This is a genomic window from Streptomyces sp. NBC_00996 (assembly GCF_045162675.1).
GTDB lineage: Bacteria > Actinomycetota > Actinomycetes > Streptomycetales > Streptomycetaceae > Streptomyces.
In genome coordinates, this window is record NZ_CP108723.1 from 6,133,392 (window position 1) to 6,153,602 (window position 20,211).

At 69.4% G+C, this 20,211-nt stretch carries 17 protein-coding genes; 10 read left to right on the forward strand and 7 right to left on the reverse strand.

Annotated elements, in window-relative coordinates:
• Nucleotides 1–145 precede the first annotated feature (145 nt).
• Together OG390_RS28850 and OG390_RS28855 are read left to right on the forward strand one after the other, a co-directional pair.
• Nucleotides 146–3,343 (forward strand): type I restriction endonuclease subunit R, encoded by a 3,198-nt coding sequence (locus tag OG390_RS28850; RefSeq protein ID WP_406172363.1) that lies wholly within the window; start codon nt 146–148, stop codon nt 3,341–3,343.
• Nucleotides 3,344–3,550: 207 nt separating this feature from the next.
• Nucleotides 3,551–4,612, forward strand: coding sequence for an EcsC family protein (locus tag OG390_RS28855; RefSeq protein WP_406172365.1), 1,062 nt, complete (start codon nt 3,551–3,553; stop codon nt 4,610–4,612).
• A gap of 228 nt (nt 4,613–4,840) precedes the next feature.
• Here OG390_RS28855 and OG390_RS28860 read toward each other — a convergent pair whose 3' ends face one another.
• Nucleotides 4,841–5,053, reverse strand: coding sequence for a DUF397 domain-containing protein (locus OG390_RS28860; RefSeq protein ID WP_406172367.1), 213 nt, complete (start codon nt 5,051–5,053; stop codon nt 4,841–4,843).
• On the reverse strand, nt 5,050–5,916 hold the full coding sequence (locus OG390_RS28865) for a helix-turn-helix domain-containing protein (RefSeq protein ID WP_406172368.1): 867 nt from the start codon (nt 5,914–5,916) through the stop codon (nt 5,050–5,052). Before OG390_RS28865 ends, OG390_RS28860 begins: the two co-directional genes overlap by 4 nt.
• A 226-nt stretch (nt 5,917–6,142) precedes the next feature.
• Between OG390_RS28865 and OG390_RS28870 the strand changes: the two genes are divergently transcribed.
• Nucleotides 6,143–6,346: a hypothetical protein gene (locus OG390_RS28870; protein ID WP_406172370.1), complete on the forward strand. Its 204-nt coding sequence runs from the start codon at nt 6,143–6,145 to the stop codon at nt 6,344–6,346.
• A 52-nt stretch (nt 6,347–6,398) separates the two neighbouring features.
• The gene (locus tag OG390_RS28875; protein WP_406172372.1) at nt 6,399–6,749 is read left to right on the forward strand and encodes a hypothetical protein; all 351 of its coding nucleotides are present in this window, start codon (nt 6,399–6,401) and stop codon (nt 6,747–6,749) included.
• A 183-nt stretch (nt 6,750–6,932) separates the two neighbouring features.
• On the opposite strand, the gene OG390_RS28880 is transcribed toward OG390_RS28875, so the two are convergent.
• From OG390_RS28880 to OG390_RS28890, 3 genes are read right to left on the reverse strand one after another with little or no spacing between them, the layout of a single operon-like run.
• Nucleotides 6,933–7,103 carry a hypothetical protein gene (locus OG390_RS28880; protein ID WP_406172374.1) on the reverse strand — a complete coding sequence of 57 codons (171 nt, stop codon included), beginning with the start codon at nt 7,101–7,103 and terminating at the stop codon, nt 6,933–6,935.
• Nucleotides 7,100–7,558, reverse strand: coding sequence for an ATP-binding protein (locus tag OG390_RS28885; RefSeq protein WP_406172376.1), 459 nt, complete (start codon nt 7,556–7,558; stop codon nt 7,100–7,102). The genes OG390_RS28880 and OG390_RS28885 overlap by 4 nt, the downstream gene beginning before the upstream one ends.
• Nucleotides 7,555–7,785 carry a hypothetical protein gene (locus OG390_RS28890; RefSeq protein ID WP_406172378.1) on the reverse strand — a complete coding sequence of 77 codons (231 nt, stop codon included), beginning with the start codon at nt 7,783–7,785 and terminating at the stop codon, nt 7,555–7,557. Before OG390_RS28890 ends, OG390_RS28885 begins: the two co-directional genes overlap by 4 nt.
• 326 nt (nt 7,786–8,111) lie before the next feature.
• Between OG390_RS28890 and OG390_RS28895 the strand changes: the two genes are divergently transcribed.
• A complete protein-coding gene (locus OG390_RS28895; protein WP_406172380.1) occupies nt 8,112–9,434 on the forward strand; it encodes a DNA-binding protein in 1,323 nt (440 codons plus the stop codon).
• A 9-nt stretch (nt 9,435–9,443) separates the two neighbouring features.
• On the opposite strand, the gene OG390_RS28900 is transcribed toward OG390_RS28895, so the two are convergent.
• Nucleotides 9,444–10,472, reverse strand: coding sequence for an NAD-dependent epimerase/dehydratase family protein (locus tag OG390_RS28900; protein WP_406172382.1), 1,029 nt, complete (start codon nt 10,470–10,472; stop codon nt 9,444–9,446).
• Between the two features lie 243 nt (nt 10,473–10,715).
• Here OG390_RS28900 and OG390_RS28905 point away from each other — a divergent pair, with 243 nt between their 5' ends.
• From OG390_RS28905 to OG390_RS28915, 3 genes are all read left to right on the forward strand, one after another.
• Nucleotides 10,716–12,302, forward strand: a complete 1,587-nt coding sequence (locus OG390_RS28905) for a serine/threonine-protein kinase (RefSeq protein WP_406172384.1) — start codon at nt 10,716–10,718, stop codon at nt 12,300–12,302.
• A 915-nt stretch (nt 12,303–13,217) separates the two neighbouring features.
• Nucleotides 13,218–14,711, forward strand: a complete 1,494-nt coding sequence (locus OG390_RS28910) for a tetratricopeptide repeat protein (RefSeq protein WP_406172386.1) — start codon at nt 13,218–13,220, stop codon at nt 14,709–14,711.
• Between the two features lie 175 nt (nt 14,712–14,886).
• On the forward strand, nt 14,887–15,144 hold the full coding sequence (locus OG390_RS28915) for a hypothetical protein (RefSeq protein WP_406172388.1): 258 nt from the start codon (nt 14,887–14,889) through the stop codon (nt 15,142–15,144).
• A gap of 473 nt (nt 15,145–15,617) precedes the next feature.
• Here OG390_RS28915 and OG390_RS28920 read toward each other — a convergent pair whose 3' ends face one another.
• Entirely contained in the window at nt 15,618–16,451 is an 834-nt protein-coding gene (locus OG390_RS28920; protein WP_406172390.1) for a PIG-L family deacetylase, read from the reverse strand.
• Nucleotides 16,452–17,291: 840 nt separating this feature from the next.
• On the opposite strand from OG390_RS28920, the gene OG390_RS28925 reads away from it, so the two are divergent.
• Complete coding sequence (locus OG390_RS28925; RefSeq protein WP_406172392.1) at nt 17,292–17,858, forward strand: Uma2 family endonuclease; 567 nt, start codon at nt 17,292–17,294, stop codon at nt 17,856–17,858.
• A 790-nt stretch (nt 17,859–18,648) separates the two neighbouring features.
• A complete protein-coding gene (locus OG390_RS28930) occupies nt 18,649–20,190 on the forward strand; it encodes a TIGR02677 family protein (RefSeq protein WP_406172394.1) in 1,542 nt (513 codons plus the stop codon).
• Nucleotides 20,191–20,211: the final 21 nt, after the last annotated feature.

Genomic DNA, 20,211 nt, shown 5'->3' on the forward strand with positions numbered 1-20,211 from the left:
TGGCTCCATCGGTCAGCTGTAGGGATACTCCGCGCCCAGAACCGGATACGGCGACGCTCCGCGTCGCGACGCCCGGATGCGATTCCTCTCCTCCACGGCGTGAACGCCGGGGCATCCTCCACAAGAAACGGGTGAACGCGTAGCCATGAGCCCCATCCACACGGAGTCCGCCTTCGGGGACGCCATCGTCGCCGCCATGGTCGAGCGCGGTTGGCGCGAGGCTCGCCCGCAGGATTACCGGGCCGATCTCGGCCTGGACACCAACGAGTTGTTCACGTTCATCGGGGCGACCCAGCCCGACGAGTGGAGCGAGCTGCTCACCGTCTACGGCGGCGACCCGAACGAGGCGCAGCGTGGGTTCGCCGGCCGCCTCGACCAGGCCATTGCCACCAACGGGCTTCTCGATGTGCTCCGTAACGGCGTCAAGGACCGGGGCGTCCTCCTCCGCGTCGCGTACTTCAAGCCCAACCTCGTCGCCCACGACTCCGTGCTGGACGGCTACCGAGCCAACCGCCTCACCGTCGTCCGCGAACTCGAGTACGCGACGAAGCAGGCCGACTGGGGCAACCGGCTCGACCTCACCCTGCTCCTCAACGGAATCCCCGTCGCCACAGCCGAGTTGAAGAACCCGCTGACCAAGCAAGGGGTGGAGCAGGCCAAGGAGCAGTACCGCACGGACCGCGACCCCACCGAGCTGATCTTCACGCGTCGTGTCGTCGCGAACTTCGCCGTCGACCCGGACCTGGTCTTCGTCGCCACCCAGCTCAAGGGCAAGAACACCCGCTTCCTCCCCTTCAACACCGGCTCCAACGGCCCCGGTCAGCCGGGCGGCGCGGGCAACCCGGCCCCGACCGCCTACGGCACGTACGCGACCTCCTACCTCTGGGAGCAGGTCTGGCAGCCGGACAACTGGTTGGACCTGCTCCAGCGGTTCGTGCACCTGCACAAGAGCAAGACGCCCGGCGGCGGCACTACCAAGACGATGGTCTTCCCTCGGTTCCAGCAGTGGGACGCAGTCAAGAAGCTCACCGCGCACGCCGCAACGCACGGCGCCGGTCACGACCACCTGGTCATGGCCTCGGCCGGCTCGGGCAAGTCGAACACCATCGGCTGGCTCGCGCACCGCCTCAGCGACCTGCACACCCCCACCGACCCCCGCGAACTCGACGCCGAGGCCGTGGCCAAGGGCCTCAAGCCGGGCGTGCCGGTCTTCGACAACGTCATCGTCATCACCGACCGCCGCAACCTGGACGCGCAACTCCGCGAAACGGTCGGCAGTTTCGAGCAGACCGCGGGCCTCGTCGTGAAGATCGACGAGAAGCACGGGGCGAAGGGCGAGCAGCTCGCCAAGGCCCTCTCCCGCGACACTGGGAAGATCGTCACCGTCACCCTGCACTCGTTCCCGGCGCTGATCTCGTACATCGAGCGCAACCCCACAGAGATCCGGGGCAGTCACTTCGCGATCATCGTGGACGAGGCGCACTCATCGCAGTCCGGCGACGCCGCCAAGGACGTACGGGCCGCTCTGCGTGACCTCGGCCTGGACTCCGACTCGGAGGACGCGGGCGCGACCACGGTCAAGGCCGAGGCCGCCACCCTCGACGAGCAGCTCAAGAAGCGGGCCGAGCAGCGTTCCCGCGCCGCGAACCTCTCCTACTTCGCGTTCACCGCCACGCCGAAGGCCAAGACCCTCGAACTCTTCGGCACGCTCCAGGACATCGACGGCAAGGCGACCTACCGGCCCTTCCACACGTACTCCATGCGGCAGGCGATCGAGGAGGGCTTCATCCTCGACCCGCTGCGCAACTACGTCACGTACAACACGTACTGGAAGCTGGTGAACCAGAACCCCGACGAGCGGGAGGTCGACCCGTCGAAGGCGAACGGCCTGCTCGCCCGGTACGCGCTGACCCATGACTCGACGGTCGCCCAGCACGCCCAGGTGATCGTGGAGCACTTCGTGGCGCACAGCCGGGGCCGTCTCGGCGGGCGGGCCAAGTCCATGGTGGTGACCGCCTCCCGCCAGTCCGCCGTAGAGATGGCGCGCGCGATCAAGAGCTACATCAAGGACCGGGACTACGACACCAAGTACCCCGACCTGGGTGTCCTCGTCGCGTTCTCCGGCTCGCTCACCCTCGACGGCGAGGAGACCACCGAGCCGAAGGAGAACGGCGGGCTGTCGGAGAGCGCGCTGCCGAAGGCGTTCGCGTACACGCGTGCCGACGACAAGGCCGCCCGAGCCGGCGGTGCGGGCCAGCGCGAGTACCGGATCCTGGTCGTGGCGGAGAAGTACCAGACCGGCTTCGACCAGCCGCTGCTGACGACGATGTACGTCAACAAGACACTCACCGGCATCTCCGCCGTCCAGACCCTGTCCCGGCTGAACCGGACCGCCGAGCGCAAGACCCAGGCGGACCTGGCGGTCCTGGACTTCGTCAACGACGCCGACGACATACAGGACTCCTTCCGCCCGTACTTCGAGGAGGCGAACACCCTCCCCTCCGACCCCAACCTGCTCTACACCGCGCAGAGCCGGGTCATGCAGGCGCCGATCCTGTCCGGGCAGGAGATGGACGAGTTCGCCGCCGCGTACTTCGCCGCCAAGGAGAAGGCCGCAGGGTCACAATCCAAGTGGGAGAAGCTGCACGCCGAGCTGTACCGGCTGCTCTCGCCCGCCGTCGCCCGCTTCACGCCCCTGCTCGAAAGCGAGGACGAGGACGACCAGGAGACGGCGGAGGGCTTCCGCGCCGACCTCAACGACTACGTCAGGAAGTACGGCTTCCTCGCGCAGATCGTCCCCTACCGGGACGCCGAGCTGGAGCGGCTGCACCTCTACGGCCGCTACCTCCTCAACCGGCTGCCGCGCCGTGCGGACGGCGGTGTGGACATAGGCGAGATCGACCTCAGCCATATGCGGGTGGAGAAGACGGGCGAGTACGACGTCTCCCTCACCGCCGAGGGGCCGACGATGATGCAGGGCTTCGGCGACGGCTCGGGCGGCGCCAAGGAAGCGGAGAAGTCGCTGCTCTCGCAGTTGATCGAGAAGTTCAATGAGCGCTTCGGCACTGAGTTCACGGAGCAGGACGTCATCCGCCCGTTCGAGGAGGCCAAGGCCGACCCGAAGGTGCGGGCGGCGGCCGTCGTCAACGACGAGGAGAACTTCGGCCTCGTCTTCGACAACGTCTTCGCGGACAAGATGGCCGACCACATCGACACCATCGCGGGCATGGGCCGCCAGTACTTCGGCCCGGACAAGGGCTTCAAGTCCAGCCTGGACCGCAGCGCCCGCAAGGCCGCGTGGCGGATGATCCGCCGCGAGGAGGGCCTGGACGACGACGTCTGATGCGTACGCCCCGGCTGGATATGCCGGCCGGGGCACCCTCTGAAGGACATCGTGAGCACAGCCGGACCACGGCACGGAGCTAGCTGGTCCCGCGGCCCGAACGTACCCCCGACGCCGTCCGCGTGGCGCTCGCCCGGAGCCCCTCACCGCCCGGACGAATGCGATCTGCGGGATCGCTGCCAAGCACTCTGATACTGAGGTGACGACATGATTCTCTCTGCTTACGAACAACGGGAGTGGGACCGACTCCAGAAGCGGAAGGCGGATTCCCTCAACAAGCAGGTGCGGAACCTCCTTCCGCAATCGGCCCGGGACCGACTCGCTTCGCTCGGCCAGAAGGCGATGAACACCCCGGGAGCCGACAAAGTGGCTGCCGCCTATGGCGGAGCCGCAAAGGGTCTCGGCAAGGTCGTGGGAGACACCGCAGGCCGGACAGTGAGCAAGAAACGTGTCGTTGAGCAGTATCGACGTACCGGACACGACATTGCCGGGTTGGACGAGATCCGTGAGCTCGACCTGCGGGTCGTCGATGAGGTCGCGAGGCACAACTTGGTTCGGTATGGCCACGCGCTCTCGGCAGCGGCAACCGGCTTCGGATCCGCTGCGGCCGTGACCGGCGGAGAGGTGCTCGCCAGCGCCGGAACAATTGCCGGCGCGGGCGCGGGTGCCGCACCCGGACTCGGGACCGTAGCCGGGGCGATGCTCGCCGACACCGCGATGATGCTCGCCCTTGCCACGCGAACGGTCGCCGCCACAGCTCTCTACTACGGCTACTGCCCGAGCGATCCCGAAGAAGAACTCTTCGTGATGTCCGTGATTGCTCTGGGAATGGCCACGGGCACATCGGCGAAGACGGCCGCGTACCGCGAACTGTCCCAACTCACCCAGTTGCTGGCAAGGAACGCTCCTTGGGCCAAGTTGAACGAGAAGGTTCTCACCAAGATCGCCCAGTCCTTCGCAGCGAACTTCACGCAGCAGCTGACGAAGAAGAAGCTCGGGCAGTTCGTGCCCATCGCCGGAATGGCTGTCGGCGCAGGGCTGAGCTACAGGCACATCGATCGCATCGCTGTTTCGGCGCGCGACGCATATCGCGAACGCTTCCTGATCGAGAAGTCGGGGGGCGACCTGACCGGTGACCCGAACTGCGGCGACGGCGACGGCGACTCCGTGCAGGACGATGACGCGATCGGCGTGATCGAACTGCTCCGGGAGGAGGATGCCCTGCCGACGTCTACCCCGTCCGACTCCGGGGACCAACCGGACAACTGAACTGCACGGCGAGGACGCCCGCGCAGTCCTGCCCGACCACCGCCCAGCGAAATGCCGGACCTCGTCGTTCCCTTGCATGAATGCGTTTCGCCAAGTGACCTGGATCTGATCCAGCGATCGGTCCCCGGCTCTTCGGAGCGCCGGCGTCTTGCTGTCTCAGCTAAGCGTGCAAGACGAGGGGCCCAGCCGCCGGTGCGACTGAGCCCCCACGGGGTTACGGATGTACGCTCAGATGGTCTGGTCGGCGGCCAGCCGGACGAGCCCGGCCCACGCGTCGGAGGTGACCGTCAGGACCGGTCCGAATCGGACCTTCGAGTCACGGATGTGTATGCCGTCGACGGCGGCTGCGATCTCTACGCAGTCGCCCCCCTCAGCGCCGCTGTAGCTGCTTTTGCGCCAGGTGAGTTCCAGAGCGGCATCCGAGCTCTCTGTGGTGTTCATAGCTCTCCCAGCAACTTCTCGATGAATCCCAGGGACTCTCGCGGAGTGAGAGCCTGCGACCGGATGATCCCATAGCGCGCGGCGGCGAGACGTACCTCTTCTCGGTCCGTCAGCAGGCTGCTGCGCCCCTGGACCTCCATATACGTGAACTGCTCGCCGCCCTTGCGCGTAAGAACTGTGAACGGGCCGTCCACTCCCGCGTTGTCCTCACGGTCGAGCGGCATGACCTGGATCTCCACATTGCGCTTCTGGCCGATGAGCAGTATCTGTTCGAGCTGCCCTCGCAGCACTGCCTTTCCGCCGAGAGGCTTACGCAACACGGACTCTTCGAGCACGAAGCTGAGCAGCGGCGCAGGCCAGCGCTCGAAGATTGTCTGCCGAGCGAGCCGCGCAGCCACCCGCAGTTCGATCGTCTCCTCGTCCAGCAGCGGGCGTCGCATGCCGAGCAATGCCCGCGTGTACTCCTCCGTCTGCAATAGCCCCTTGACCACGTGGGAGTCGTAGGAGCACAACTCGACGGCCTCCGCCTCCAACCGCGCCATGTCCCGGAAGAACGCCGGATACTGTGCCCGCCCCACCTCCTCCTTCAGCGCCTTGAGGACGCCCCCGGCGTCCAGCACCTCGTCCGCGCGGTCGATGAACCTGGGTGAGGGAATCCGCCGCCCTTGCTCGAAGGAGGCGATCGACTGGCCCGCGTAGCCCACGAGCTTCCCGAACTCCGGCCGTTCCAGGCCCGCCCGTACCCGCAGCAACTTCAACTGCCGCCCGAACGCGGTCACCACGCCCGATCCCGGCTCGTCCTCCGGCCTCGGCCCGGCGTCCTCCCGCTCGCCCCCGCCCTCGTCCTGCTCCACCGACTCCATCGGCCCCACCGCCTCCCCGGCCCCGTTCCCCGGCCCGACGCACCCGCCCCGAGCCGATCACGCGGCGCGCCTCGTACACCTCCCGCTCCGCCGCGTACAACCGGAACGCGGCGGAGCGTCACCACTGGTCACGCTACGCCACCGCGGGGAGCGTCGAGGGCATGAACAGTGAGACCGCTCCCCCGACCGCGTAGCCCACCCCACCAGCCCCACAGGCCACTTCGCGATGCGGTTCAGCTCCACCCCGCGCGGCGCACGGCTCGCCCGGCGGCTCGCCGGGCAGCGGTTCGACGCGTGGGGCATCCCCTACGACCATGACCCGCACCACACACTGACGCTGATCGTCGCCGAGCTCGCCCCGGACCGCAGCGCCCGCAAGGCCGCCTGGCGGATGATCCGCCGCGAGGAGGGCCTGGACGACGACGTCTGACCCGTAGTCCCCGGCTGGATAATGCTGGCCGGGGCACACCTTGGAGGACATCGTGAGCACACAGCCGGACCACGGCACGGAGCTGGACCCTCGCGCCGAACATACCCCCGACGCCGTCCGCGTGGCGCTCGCCCGGATCGCCCCTCACCGCCTGGACGAGATGGAAAAGCACAAGGAAGAAGCCCTCGCCGCCGCCATTCGGACCAACAGGATCGGGCACCTTCAGCACTGGCTGACCCACTGGGCCGCTCAGGTGGAGATCGAGCGTCGCCCCGACCTCTCCGCACGCCGTAGCCGTGCTCTCGCCACGATCCACGGCACGACCAGCAAGGGTGACCCCGCATTCCGATCCGCCATGGACGAGCTGCGTGCCGTCGAGCACATGGCGACGCAGGCGGTGTAACCGTGCAGGACTGGGGGCTCAGCCGCCTGCGCGGCTGGGCCCCACGGGGGTCGCGAATGGGTTCGGTGGTGCACCCCGGGCGCAGGCAGTGCAAGGGGAGGGGAAAACGTCCTGGCCCGGGGCGGTTTACAGAGCCGTGCGCGAGGCACTGCCCTTCGGTGGCTGGGGTATGGCAGCCGGGGATCAGGGGCCCCTGGGGATGGCCAGGAGCAATGACAGGACCAGCACGGTGACGGCTGCCACGCAGAGGACTTGAGCGGTGATCTGCCGCCATCCCCACTGGCGCCTCCGGCGGCGCGGGCGTGTCTTCGTGGTGGCTTCTTCGAGGGTCTTGTCGAGTCCGTCGAGGATCACGGGCCGGATGCCTTCAGCTCGGCCCATAGCGTTTTGCCGCCGCCGCGCACCGGGAGGATGTCCCACGCCGAGGCGAGTGCATCCACCACGTCCAGGCCGCGGCCGGTCTCATCGCCGTCGCCCGGCGCTCGCCGTACGACGCGGCGCGGCGAAGCATCCGTGACCCACACCCAGACTGTGTCCGGTTCCGGCTGCTGAAGCGTCAGCCTGCACCGGCCCGGCTCGTCCTGGGACGGCGCCGGAGGGCGAGCGTGCCGTAGGGCGTTGGTCACCAGCTCCGACACGATCAACTCGGCGTCGTCGGCCAGCTCGTCGAGCAACCAGCATGCCAGCGTGGTGCGTGTCGACATGCGGGCCAGGGCTGCGGATGACGCCACCAGGGACAGGGTCTGCGTGTACGTGGGCACGGTGTGCTCGGTGGGACCGAACGGCAAGCTCGGGGCGATCAGGTTCACGACGCCGACTCCTGCACGCCGTACATGCCCGCACACAGGATGCACGCATGCAGGCGGACACCGGCCACGCGCAGTATCCGGACGGGGAACCGGCGGTCCGGGGTACCGCTGCACCAGCAGCACGAGCGGCCCTCGCGCTGCCGGTCGCTCAGCCTCTCCAAGTGGATCGCAAGGGCGTCCACGAGTTCGTCGGCTACGGGTGTGGGGGTGGTGCTTCGCGTCGTCATGGGTCGTTTGCCTCGCCCTTGCAGTCGCGGTCGGCGCCCCGGCCCGCCCCGGCGGGGATCGGGGAGCGGGCGGGGCCGTACGCCGTCGGCTCCGGGTAGTTGCAGCTGCGGAGCGGCGAGCGGCGAGGGACAGATTGCGCCCGGCCCGGGCAGCTTCGCCACGCCCTACCGGGTGCCATCTGACGCTCTTTCAGGTGACCTGCGTGGCGCGGGGGTAGCGTCAACGTGTCATGTGCGGTGGGGGTGTTGCGCTGCCGAAGGGTTGGCGGTTCCCCTTCCAGTGAGGGAAGCGCCAGCGCGAAAGCGCCGAGAGGTCAGGGAGCGGCATGAGTAAGACAGCTCGGACGCTGCTGAAGGTCTTAGTGGATCAACGGCGTTGGCGTTATGTGGACTTCGAGCGTGCTTTCCGCCGCGCGGCAGCCCAGGTGCTTACTGAGGGATCCCGGAATCTGACGGTGTCCGAGGCGCAGTTTCGGCGCTGGACGGCCGGTCGGGTCCAGACCCTTCCGGGGCCGGAGGCGTGCACCGTGCTGGAGCACATGTTCGGGGTCGACGCGGCGGCCTTGTTCGAGGCGCCTCCCTCAGTGGCACCCGCACCCAAGTTCAACCTGGAAGACGAAATCCTGATGACTGCACGTGACGCCCAGAGCGAGGCCGCTGAAGCCGCCGCCGCTTCCATCTCGGACACGACCCTTGACCAACTGCGAGACGACGTAGCCACGCTGGCACGCGCGTACAGCCGCACCGCGCCCTTCGATGTGTTCCAGCGGGCGCGGGAACTGCGTGAGGAGGCCGAGACACAGCGCGGCCGGACGCAGGTCCCGGCGCAGTCGCAGGACTTGCTGATCGTGGCGGGGCAGGCGTGCGCGCTGCTGGCCACGGCGGCCTTCGACCTCGGGTCACTGGACGGGGCGAAGCGCCTGTGCCGTTCGGCTGCTCTGTATGGGGAGACGGCGCGGTTCGATCCGCTGCGCGCATTCGCCGGCGGGACGCTGGCGTACATCGCGTACTTCTCGAACCAGCCCGCGGAGGCCGCACGCTTGGCGCGACAGGCCCAGATGTTCACGGGGTTGGGAGACCTGGCACGGCGCAGGCTCGCGGCGATCGAGGCCCGAGCATTCGGGTACCTCGGCGATGCCGCCTCCGCACAGCGGGCGTTGGACGCTTCGCAGGCCGACGGGCAGGGGGCAACGGATGACCTCCACGACGGTGTGGCCGGAGAGTTCGGGTTCACCGCCGAACGTCTCGCGATGTCGAACAGCTCAACATGCCTCCTGCTCGGCGACGGGGACCAGGCGGCGGCCGCCGCCACGAGGGCGCTGGAGCTGGCAGCCCAGCGACCGGCGGCGCTGCGCTCGGCCCGCGTGATCGGCGGGGCGGGGGCAGACCTGGCCGCTGCCCGGCTGCTACGAGGCGACCTCGACGGCGCGGCCGAAGCCCTCGAACAGGTGTGGGTCGTACCGCGCGATCAGCGCGCCACCGGCCTGCTGACCCGCACCGCACGGGTACGGCGCGCACTGACCGGCGAGCCGTTCAGGGGTGCCCAGCTCGCCGGGGAACTCGGCGAACGGATCGAGGACTTCACCCGCCTGTCCGCACAGCATCAGCTCGGAACCGGCTCCGGCCTGCTCGCCGCCCTGGAAGCCTGACGCCGCCTGTCAGTTCGCCCCCGAGAGAGACGCAAGGATCTTCGCCTCTTTCCCGGGGGCGATGCCGTGTTCAGCCCACCGGGGATGCTCGACAGGGCGCCCGCCGGCCTGGAGCCACGCCCAGGTGTCGGCGATCGTCTCGCCCAGCGGGCGGCAGCGCAGACCGGCAGCCACGGCCCGAGAGGGGTCGACGGCCCACACCCCGGCGTGCGTGCGCCACAGGGGCAGTTCCGTCCACTGCTTGACGCCGTAGTGGGTGAGGTCTTCCGGAGCCGTCCACACGGGCCGCCCCGCGCCTCCGGTCACGGTCAGGCAGGCGGTCACGAACTCGGCGAAGTCGAGCCCTTCGGGGTGGGCGACATTGAAGGCTCCGCCGGCGCTCGTAGCGGCGGCCTGGTCCAATGCGAAGGCGGCCACGTCGCGGACGTCGACCGGCTGAATCCGCCTCTCGGCCGGGGACGGCGCGAGGATCCGCCCGCCGCACTCGGCGCGGGTCAGCCACCAGGGCAGGCGGCCGACGTACTCGCCGGGGCCGAGGATCACCCCGGGCCGCAGGAACACCGCCCGGTCGCCGAGCGTTTCGGCCACTGCTCGCTCTCCGCCCGCCTTCTGAAACCCGTACTTCGTCGGCGACCCGTCCGGGCCCGTGTAGCCGAACGTGCCGTCGGCGTCCGCAGGGCAGACGAGAAGCGGCGAGTCCTCCGTGAGCGGGTGGTGCGGCCAACCCTCGTACACAGACACCGTGGACACGTGCACCCACCGCGCCGCCTGATCGGCTAGAGCTCGCGCAGCGAGAAGCACGTCACGCGGCGGAAGTTCGGAACTCGACGTGTCCACCACGGCATCCCACGGGCCGTGCGAGGCCAACCGCTGAAGGTCTTCCGGGTTGGTCCGGTCGCCATGCACCGCATGCACACCGACGACATCGTCCCCCGACCGGCCCCGGTTGAACGCCGAAACCTCCCACCCGCGCGCCAGCGCGCCGACGACCAGCTCTTTGCCCAGGAACCACGTACCACCAAGCACCAGTATCCTCATGTGCCCCGATCCTGCCGGGTGGGCCAACCAAGGGGAAAGTCAACGACGGAGGGATGTCACCCTCGGACTACCTGATTGCATACGTCCTGCCGGCGCCAGGCCGTACCGGCCGCCGCACCCTCCTGCCCGTCGTCCACCGCCAGGCTCAAGGCCAGTCGCTCCGCGCCCGCTGGACGGCAGATCGACGCAGCGGTCACACTTGACCCCTGACCGTGACTGTTCATCACGCACACCGGGGGCAAGGTGCCGCAGGAGGCGATCTCCGACCGTTACGAACTCCTGGAGGAGCTCAGCCACGGCGGCATGGGCGACGTGTGGCGCGGCTACGACGCCGTGCTCGACCGGCCCGTCGCCGTGAAGCTCATCCGGCAGGCGTCGGTCACCTCCCCGCAACTGGCCGAGGAGTTCGCCAAGCGCTTCCGTCGCGAGGCCCGCATCACCGCGCGCATCCAGCACCCCGGCGTGCCGCAGGTGTACGACGCGGTGCTCGACGCGTCGTACGAGCGGCTGTTCCTGGTGATGGAGCTCGTCGACGGCGTACCGCTGTCCGCCTACCTCGACCCCGGCCGGCCGCTGCCGGTCAGCTGGGCGGCCGCCGTCGCCGCGCAGATCGCGACCGTGCTGTCGTACGCGCACGACGTGCCGGTCATCCACCGGGACCTCAAGCCGGGCAACATCCTCGTCGCACGCGACGGCACCGTGAAGGTCCTCGACTTCGGCATCGCGGCGATCCTGCGCACCGACGTCACCAAGCTGACCGCCACCGGCAGCCCCATCGGCACCCACCAGTACATGTCGCCCGAGCAGGTCCGCGGCGGACGCATCACCCCGGGGACCGACCTGTACGCGCTGGGCTGTGTGCTGCACGAACTCCTCAGCGGGCGCCTCGCGTTCGAGGCGGAGAACGAGTACCTGCTGATGTACCAGCACGTCAACTCCGCCCCCACCCCGCTGCGACAGCTGCGGCCCGACGTTCCCGAGGCGCTGGAGGAACTGGTCCTGCACCTGCTGCGCAAGGCGCCCGAGGCGCGGCCCGCCGACACGCAGGAGGTGTACGCGCGGCTGCTGCCGTTCCTCCCGCCGCCGGGCCAGGAGCCCGGCACGGCCGATGCCGGGCCAGTCGGCGCACCCGACCCGACGGGCGTGTTCCGTCACCCTTTCGCGCCCCGCGCCCGCGCCCAGGCCCCTGCGCCCGGCGGTTCCACGCCGACAGCCGTCCTCCCAGGGGCCCAGCCGGTGCCCGTCCCCGCCCAGCTGCGCGAGGACATCAAGGAGGCGTACGCCCGCTCCGACGCCCTGCTGGAGGAGGAGCGGTTCGCGCAGGCCGCCGAGGTGCTCGGCGAGGTCATCGAACCCGCGGCCCTCGCCCTCGGCTCCGAGAGCAAGCCGGTCCTGGCGCTGCGCCGCCAGCGAGCGGCGATCCGCCTCCTCGGCGGCGACTACCGGGCCGCCCTGCCCGAGTTCGACGCCCTCGCCGACGCCTACGCCCGCATCGCCGGACCCACCGGCGAACAGGCCCGCGCCTGCCGCGCCCAGGCGGCCCGATGCCGCGCCGAACTCGGCCAGGTCACCGACGCGCTCGCCGCGCTCCAGGGCGTGCTGAACGTCGTACGGGCCGTCGACAGCGACGTGAGCGAGGAAGCCGTGGAACTGCGGCACAACATCGGGATGCTGCTGCTCGCCCAGGGCCGGGCCGTCGAAGCCCGGCAGGTCCTCGAACCGCTCCACGAGGACATGTGCATGGTGTTCGGCCCCGACGACGAGATGACCGTCGAGATCGCCGAGGCACTCGCCGTGATCCGCCTAGGCCTTGACGGTTCGGCTTCCTGACCCGGGTTCTCCAGAAGCAGCATCGGCCGAAACCATGCTGCTCGCGACGAGTTCGGATCCACGCCGCATCGGTGACCACAACGTGCGAGCCGGACTTCCTGGGTGAGCGACAGCCTGAAGGCGCATGAGCCCTGCGGGCTGCTGCCGAGGGAGTACGGAGAACAACCCTGTCCCACGGCCTCGGCCGGTGGTCTCGAACCACTCGTCGTCCAAGGTCACGATACCTACGGGACCATATGGATTGTCAGACTGCGCGGATAACGACGCGTACTGCCGTCACGGCACTGTCCTCTTCGCTGTTCACCGTGTCCGGCTCTAACCGGGCGCCAGGTTTTACTCCGCCCGCGACGGCAGCGGACGAGGTGAGCTGCGATACAACCCTGAGCGCCGTACTGTCCGGCAGCCTCCCCACCTGTTCGGCACTTGTGCCGTACGCGTGGGCATCTCCAGGCGACTCGGCCGCCTGGGCGCGGCCGCTGTACCCCTGCACCGGGCAGCCTGGCATGCCTCCACCAGGACGATCGAGAGTGCCTCCCGATCCATGTCACCTTGCGAACGCTGAAGGCGCGTGACGCAGCCCGCCCCGTTGACATCGCCGCACGGTGGCGGCCAGCTCGCCCACCTGCACAATCGTGACCGCTCGCCAGAGTTCCAGAGCGTGGTCGGACGAGCCATGCCTGACTATCGGGCGCGGAGGGAACAGTTGGATTGGCTTGCCACCCAGTTCGATGGACCGAGACCACGTCACCAAGCTGATCCAACCGATGCGGTGTCGGCCAACGGACTCGTTACCGGGTTTCCATCGGTGAGCACATGCAAAACGCCGCCGGGGGCTGGGAAGTCGGACTACTCTCGCCCTCGGGACCGGTCCGGCGGGGGAATATGGCGGGGACTCGAGGGAAGCGTCTTGCGGCGGTGCAGGTCCGGCTCGCGCGCGGCGAGGTGACCGGTCCGGACGCGCTTGCGGACGCCCGCGGGCTCGCGTCCGTCCTGCGCGACGGAGACCTTGAGGCCGCTCACCCACTCGGCCTGCTTCACTTCGCCCGTTTCGAGGCCGAGCACGTTGAGGCCGATCTCGATCAGGCCGCCGACCTGCTCGGCCCCTGTTTCGTCGCCGGCATGGAGGATCTGCCGGCACTGCTGGTGCCGGTCCTCGCCGCAGAGGCGGTCCGCACGGCCATCGACTGGTACGGATCGGGCCCCGAGGCCGCCGACACCCCGCACCTGACCGCCACGATCGACCTGTTCCGGCGCATCCTGGCTGCCATTCCCGACGACCACTCACGCCGGACGCCGCTGCGTTCAAGTCTGGCGATCATGCTGGCTGCGCGTGCCGAACGTCTCGACGTACCCGCTGATCTCGACGAGGCCATCAGGATCGGTCAGCGGCTCGCCGTCGACGTCTCGGCCGACGACCTCAACCGTGGCGTGTGCCTGTCCAATCTGGCGATGGCGCTGCTGTGCCGCCACGAGCACACGGGCGACGACACCGACCTGGACGAGTCCATCGAGGCCTGTCGCGCCGCCGTCGACGGCACGGCCCCCGACAACCCCGACCGGATCACGTACCTGTCCAACCTCGGGACAGCTGTCCTGACACGATTCGAACGCACCGGCGACGACGGAGACCTGCGCGCGGCGATCGACGTCGGCGAGGAGGCGGTGCGCACCGCTCCTGCCGGGCACCCCGAGCTGCCGGCGATCCGGTCCAACCTCGGAGCCGCCGTACAGGCCAGGGCCGAACGGACCGGACAGGGCCATGACGCCGCCGTCCGACTGGCCAGGGCCACCGTTGACGCCGTCCCCGATGACCACCCCGATCGTGCCCTCGCTCTCCTCAGCCTCGGCAACGCGCTGCACGAGCGCGCCGAACGCACGGGTGGCTCCGGGGACCTCGACGAGGCCATCGCTGTCCTGCGCGCCGCCGCACCTGCCGGAGGCGCCGGCCGGCTGAACAATCTGTCGAACGCACTGCGTCTGCGCTACGACAGGACCGGAGCGCAGGCCGACCTGGACGCCGCCGTCCTGGCTGCCGAGGAGGCGGTGCGCAGCACGCCGGTCGGCCACATCGAACGACCTGGGGCCCAGTCCACGCTGGTACTCGCGCTGAGCAGCCGCTACGACCGCAGCGGGGCGCTCGCCGATCTGGACGCCGCGATCGCCACCGCGGAACAGGCCGTGTCTGCCACTCCCGCCGGCCGGCCGGGCCGCCGCGCCGGAAGGCCGACGACGAGCTCAGGTCTGCCGTGGCGGCAGATCGACGAGCAACCCGTCCAGTTCCTCGGTGACGGTCAACTGGCAGGCGAGACGGCTGCCCGGGCGGCGTGGGGAGGCGGCGCCGTGCAGCACGTCGTCCTCCAGCGCATCCATCGGCGGCAACGCGGGGGTGCCCCCGGTTGGTCGCATTGATGCCGGACCGGGGCCGGTCCTGGGCGTTCATCAGGGTCGATCCCTCGGCTGTCTGGGCGCCGCCGAGGCGGCCCCGACGGTCATCCGTCATCGGTCCGACTTGCTGGCGGCTGATTCCCTAGACTGTGTGCGTGTCGGTGTTTCCCGGAGCGGATGCGGAGGGCGGAGGTGCGCGATGACCGTCACTGAAGATCGGCCGCAGATGCTGGGCGAGGAGTTCGAACGCATTGCTGCTGCTGCTGAGCGCGAGGGCGTTCGGCTGGAGTTCGTCCACGGGAAGCTAGGGGTCAAAGCGGTGCCGGACGGGGATCACGACGTGATCATCCGCTGGGTTATGGAGCACTGTATGCAACAGCGCTCAGACCTGTGGCTCTACCCGGAACGCGGCTTGAAGGTGGAGACCTACCGAAAAGGCCACGCGAAGTTTAGCTGATGATCTATCAAGTCATGTGTGGCCAATGTGCGGCCATGCGTGCAGCAACAGTGCTGGGACGGCCATCAGGAGCCATCTTTCTGGGCTCAGTGCTGACAGATGCCTTGCGAATGCCGCCTGGCTCACCCTCGCCGCCCTGGCCCACAACCTCACCCGCGCTGCTGATCGGTACAGACCCGGCGCCCGCATCTGCTTCGGGGACGGGCTGTGCGGGGCGGCCCGCAGTTCGGCGTGGACACCGGCCACCAGCCCGTCCGGTTGATCCCCGCCCAGCGTGTCGAACGTTCCCGCCCAACGGCCCTGCCCGGATGGGGGAGTGGCGTCTTCGTAACCGCCACGCGACCGAGCAGGGCCACCCTCATGATCAAGGGCCGCCGGAGCGGAACCCACGTGAACAAGCCTCCGGGTGTGCGAGCACGCCCGATCGAGCCGTACGGACCATGAGCTCTCTGGGGCCCCGGTGGGCGGGCGGGTCAGCGCAGTCCGGCGAAGAGGTCGTTCTCGGGCACGGCCGCGCCGGTGGTGTCCTGGACACGTACGAAGGTCTCGACGCCCATCAATTCGGTGAACCTCTCCTTACCCATCCCGAGGAAGAAGATGTTCTCGCCCTGGCTGGCGTGCGCGGCCAGCGCATCGAACTTCTGGCCGCCGAACGCGGTGGTGTCCACCCAGGTGGTGATCTCCTCGTCGGGGAGTCCGATCTCGGCCATCGCGGCGGCCTCAGCGGGATCCGGCTCCTGCCCGTCCGCACCGAACTCGCGCATGACCTCCCCGAACCGCTGCATCATCGAGCGGGGCGCCGTCGTCCAGTACACCTTCGGTGTCAGCGCGGTCATCGCCAGCGCGGCCATCGTGATGCGGTGGGCCTGGATGTGGTCGGGGTGGCCGTAGAAGCCGTTCTCGTCGTAGGTGACGACCACATCGGGCTGGTAGCGCCGCATGAGTTCAGCGAGTCGGGCGGCGCCCTCCTCCACAGGTGTCTGCCAGAAGGATCCGGGGGCGTCATTGGTCAGCCAGCCCATCATCCCGGAGTCGGCGTAGTCCAGCATCTCCAGATGACTGACCTTCAGGACTTCGCAGCTTGCCTCGAGTTCTTGACGCCGCATCGAGGCGACGGCCGCCGGATCGTGCCCGGGATCGCCCGGCTTGACACCCCCCGGTCCGTCACCGCAACCGCCGTCGGTGCACGTCACGAGGACCGTGCGAATGCCCTCCGCCGCGTACCGCGCGAGGACACCTCCTGTTCCAGTGGCCTCATCGTCGGGGTGGGCGTGTACCGCCATGAGCGTCAAGGGCCAGTCATTCATGAAACAGTCCTCCTGTGTGAAAGGGCATCGGTCCGAGTCCGCGGCGGGCGTATGAGCGGTCGCCCTGCAATATCGGATGTCGGATGACCGGCGTACCGCGGACCAGAGGGCCCCGGGTCACGTCGGGACGGCCTGTTGGTCTCTGTGTTCCCCGCCCGCGCGGCGCCGGTCTCTTGGCCGGTGCAACAGTGCCGGGTGGACCGGCTGTTCCCGCCGCGCACCGGAACATCCCTGGGCCTTGGCCTTCGCGAGAGCGCCGGCTCGCTGCACCGGCCCGGGCCGCTGCAGGCTGATGCGCGGATCGCGACTCCTGACAGAAGGTCCGCGGCCTCCCGTGCGTGGGCCAAGAGGCACGTCGGGCAGCATCCGGCGGCCGGCTTCGCCTGGCCCGCGGAGCGGGTCTGCCGGTGCAAGGCAGCGCGCGGGGCAGAGGGGACGACGCGACGCCGGTCCCCGGTCTGGGGGAGATGGCCGTCCTCGAACGCCGACGGGCCCGCAAGCTCTCCGCACGGGCCGTGGGCTAGCGGTATGGCAAGCGCGCCTACATCTTTGACGGCACCCTCACCGTCACCGCGATCGTCATCTGGCTCCGCGACACCGTCCAAGAGCCATCAGAAGCGACCTAGGTCAGCAGAGAGGTGATGCCCCGTCGAGGGCTGTCCGGATGTTCTGGCCCAGTCGCTTCCAGCCGAAGTGGTCGCTGGTCTGCCGGACCAGCTCGTCGCCGGACCTGAGGGCAGCTGGCGGCCGACCGGGGGCGACCTGCACGGACGGGCCGCCGAAGCAAGTACGCTGGGTCGAGCGTTGTCAGGCCCGTCGAGCATGCCAAGGGGGTTCGCCATGACCGCTGAGATGGTCGCTCCGGCGTGGATGCATGCGCAGGTCACCGCGGAGCAGTACGACTCCTGGTCCGAGGAGCAGTGCGCGGGTATCGAGGTCGTGGACGGGATGGTCGTTGTGAGCCCCAGCGCATCCAAGCGGCACAACCGCCTGGCCCGGATCCTGGCGAATGCCCTGGACGCCACCGCAGGGCCGGACTGGAACGCGGACACCGACTTCGACGTCCGTCTGCAGGACGTGCCGCTCACCAACCGCCGCCCGGACGTCGCCGTCTATCGCGCGGACACCCTCGACATCACGCCGACCCGCCCGGAGCATGTGCTCCTGGTGGTCGAGGTCGTCTCACCCGGTTCGGAGACCACCGACCGGATCGTGAAGGTGGACCAGTACGCCAAGGCCGGCATCCCCTTCTACTGGCGGGTCGAGCAGAGCGTTACGGGCCTTCCTCTCGTCTACACGTACCTTCTCGACCCTGCCAGTCGGGTCTACCGCGACGGCGACGTTTTCACCGGTGTGGTCAAGGCCGCGGCGCCCTTCCCGGTGGAGATCGACCTCGGCACACTCTGACGGGAGCTATGGCACACGCCGGTGAGTTGGTGGCCGCGTCGGGTCCCGCTTCGGTGAGGTCCATGGGGGATGTCGACAAGTCTCCTGGGACGCTCCGGCCCGTCCACGTGAGGCCATGTGCGGCCAGGAGTGCAGCCGCAACGTTGGGACGGTCATCAGAGGTCCCATTCCTGGGCTCGGCGCAGACCGATGCCTTGTAGGCTCTCGACAACCAGGCCAATGGCCAACCCGGTCAAGTGGGCTCGGCAGGTGATCGTCGGCCTGCGTGGGACGGTCGCGATGCTTCGCCGTCTTGCTCGCCCCCGACCAAGACGGTGCCGAACTCCTGGCCCACGGGATCTCAGTGAACAGCCAACTCAGTAATCTGATTGGCACCCAGGCGTTCACCTGGGGCAACTCCGCAAGCGCGGCAGGGATCGCAGGCGCCGCGGCGGTCGCGGGACGGGTGGTGGTCACGATCGGTGCACACCGCGGTTTCGGTGAGGCAGCGGGGGCCACGGTGGTGATGATGGCCTCTGCACCCGGCCCCGGAGCCGCAGCCACCGCCGCCGTCCCGCAGGGGGTGGCTGGGGGCATGCGCGGCGATCCGCCTCCGAGTCGGCCGTCGGGTGGATCCCCATGGCGGTCACCGCCTGGCAGGGGGTGTGAAAGGGGCGCTTTGTAGCACAGGTGGCATGAGCCGGGGAGCGGCTTACCCGCACTGGTCGGGGTGCGGCAGACTGTGCGGTCCGGCGGTGTCCGGCCGGACGCGCACCAGCCGAGACAGGGGAGAAGGGAAGCCCGCAGATCCATGAGTGACGAGTTCGACGCCCCGGAGCCTGTCGACGAGGGCGCGTTCGGTATCGACGCGTTCTCCCTCGACGACCGGCTGCGGCTGTTCCACTTCGCCTCCGCCGAGAAGCGCCACGAGTACCTGTGGCTGCTGCGGGCCTTCGACCGCGGGCGCGCCAACTACCAGGTGCTGCTGCACGCTTCGGACGCGGTGGGACTGCTGGAGCGGCTCGCCGTCGACCACCCCGCGGCGGGCGCTGTCGGTGCCGCCGGGGGGCCGGCCGGTGTTCAGCCGCTGCTCGACGCGCTCGCGGAGTGGCAGGTTCTGGACCGGTCGTACGACGGGACGCGCGCCGCGAACCTGGCCGAGTACCGCAACCGCCACTACGTGTACCAGTTCACCCAGGCGGGATACCGGGCGTACCGGGCCGTGGAGGACGTACTCGGCGCGAGCCTGGAGGACGCCCAGCTCTCCCGCCTTGTCTTCCCCGACATCCTCGGCGACCTGCGCGCGCTGGCCGAGGCCAACACCGCGGGCGACGGCGAGGAGGTGTACCGCAAACTCGGCCGTCTCGACTCGGTGCTGAACGAGATGGCGCAGCGCGCCGCCCGTTTCTACTTGATGCTGGGCGACCTGGCGCGTACCAACGACACCCGGCCCGAGGTGTTCCTCACCCACAAGGACACGCTCCTCGCGCACATGCGGGAGTTCACCGCCGAACTCGGGCGCTACGCCCCGCTGCTGGCTGAGGCGGTCGAGAAGGCGGCGGCCACCGGTGTGGACCGCATGATCGAGTACGCGGCCGAGGCGGACGAGCGGCTCTTCCGCAGTCCGGCCGAGCGCCTGGCGGACTGGCGACACCGGTGGGACGGCATCGTCCATTGGTTCGCGGAGCGCGAGCACAGCGAGACCGAGCGGCTGCAGGACGCCACCGTCACCGCGATCCGTTCCGTCCTGTCCCTGCTGCGCCGGGTCACCGAGGCGCGCCGGGGCGGGGTGAGCCGGGAGAGCCAACTGCGCCACCTCGCCCAGTGGTTCACCTCCTGCGCGAGCGACGAGGACGCACACGCCCTGTTCCAGGCGGTCTTCGGGCTCGGCGCACCCCGCCACATCGCCGTCCCGTACGCCGACCCGGAGCAGATCCCGGGGCGTACCTCCTGGTGGGAGGCAGAGCCGGTCGAACTCGCGCGCACCCTGGTCCAGTCCGGCCGAACCCCCGCCCTGCACGGCCCCGGCCGCATCGAACGCGACGACGACCGGCGGGCCCTGCTCCGCGCCGAACAGCTCAAGGAACAGGCCGAGCGCCGCGGTGCCGCGAACTCCCTCGCCTCGGACGGTGTATACGGCCGGACGCTCGACGAGCCCGAGACACGGGCGCTGCTCGCCCTTCTCGACGTGGCACTCGCCGCCCGCGTCCCCGCCAGCCGCCTGGTCACCGCCGCATCCGGATCCGCCCACGGGGTACGGCTCACCCTCACCCCCGCCGAAGGCTCCACGACCGTCGACACCGTGCGCGGGCGTCTCCATCTCGACGGGCTGCGTCTGGAGGTCACCGCATGAACCGTCACCGAGGCAGGACCG

Coding starts and splice junctions, on each gene's coding strand:
- OG390_RS28850 (WP_406172363.1), top strand. CDS start 146: ATGAGCCCCATCCACACGGAGTCCGCCTTCGGGGACGCCATCGTCGCC.
- OG390_RS28855 (WP_406172365.1), top strand. CDS start 3,551: ATGATTCTCTCTGCTTACGAACAACGGGAGTGGGACCGACTCCAGAAG.
- OG390_RS28860 (WP_406172367.1), bottom strand. CDS start 5,053: ATGAACACCACAGAGAGCTCGGATGCCGCTCTGGAACTCACCTGGCGC.
- OG390_RS28865 (WP_406172368.1), bottom strand. CDS start 5,916: ATGGAGTCGGTGGAGCAGGACGAGGGCGGGGGCGAGCGGGAGGACGCC.
- OG390_RS28870 (WP_406172370.1), top strand. CDS start 6,143: ATGCGGTTCAGCTCCACCCCGCGCGGCGCACGGCTCGCCCGGCGGCTC.
- OG390_RS28890 (WP_406172378.1), bottom strand. CDS start 7,785: ATGACGACGCGAAGCACCACCCCCACACCCGTAGCCGACGAACTCGTG.
- OG390_RS28895 (WP_406172380.1), top strand. CDS start 8,112: ATGAGTAAGACAGCTCGGACGCTGCTGAAGGTCTTAGTGGATCAACGG.
- OG390_RS28900 (WP_406172382.1), bottom strand. CDS start 10,472: ATGAGGATACTGGTGCTTGGTGGTACGTGGTTCCTGGGCAAAGAGCTG.
- OG390_RS28915 (WP_406172388.1), top strand. CDS start 14,887: ATGACCGTCACTGAAGATCGGCCGCAGATGCTGGGCGAGGAGTTCGAA.
- OG390_RS28920 (WP_406172390.1), bottom strand. CDS start 16,451: ATGAATGACTGGCCCTTGACGCTCATGGCGGTACACGCCCACCCCGAC.
- OG390_RS28925 (WP_406172392.1), top strand. CDS start 17,292: ATGACCGCTGAGATGGTCGCTCCGGCGTGGATGCATGCGCAGGTCACC.
- OG390_RS28930 (WP_406172394.1), top strand. CDS start 18,649: ATGAGTGACGAGTTCGACGCCCCGGAGCCTGTCGACGAGGGCGCGTTC.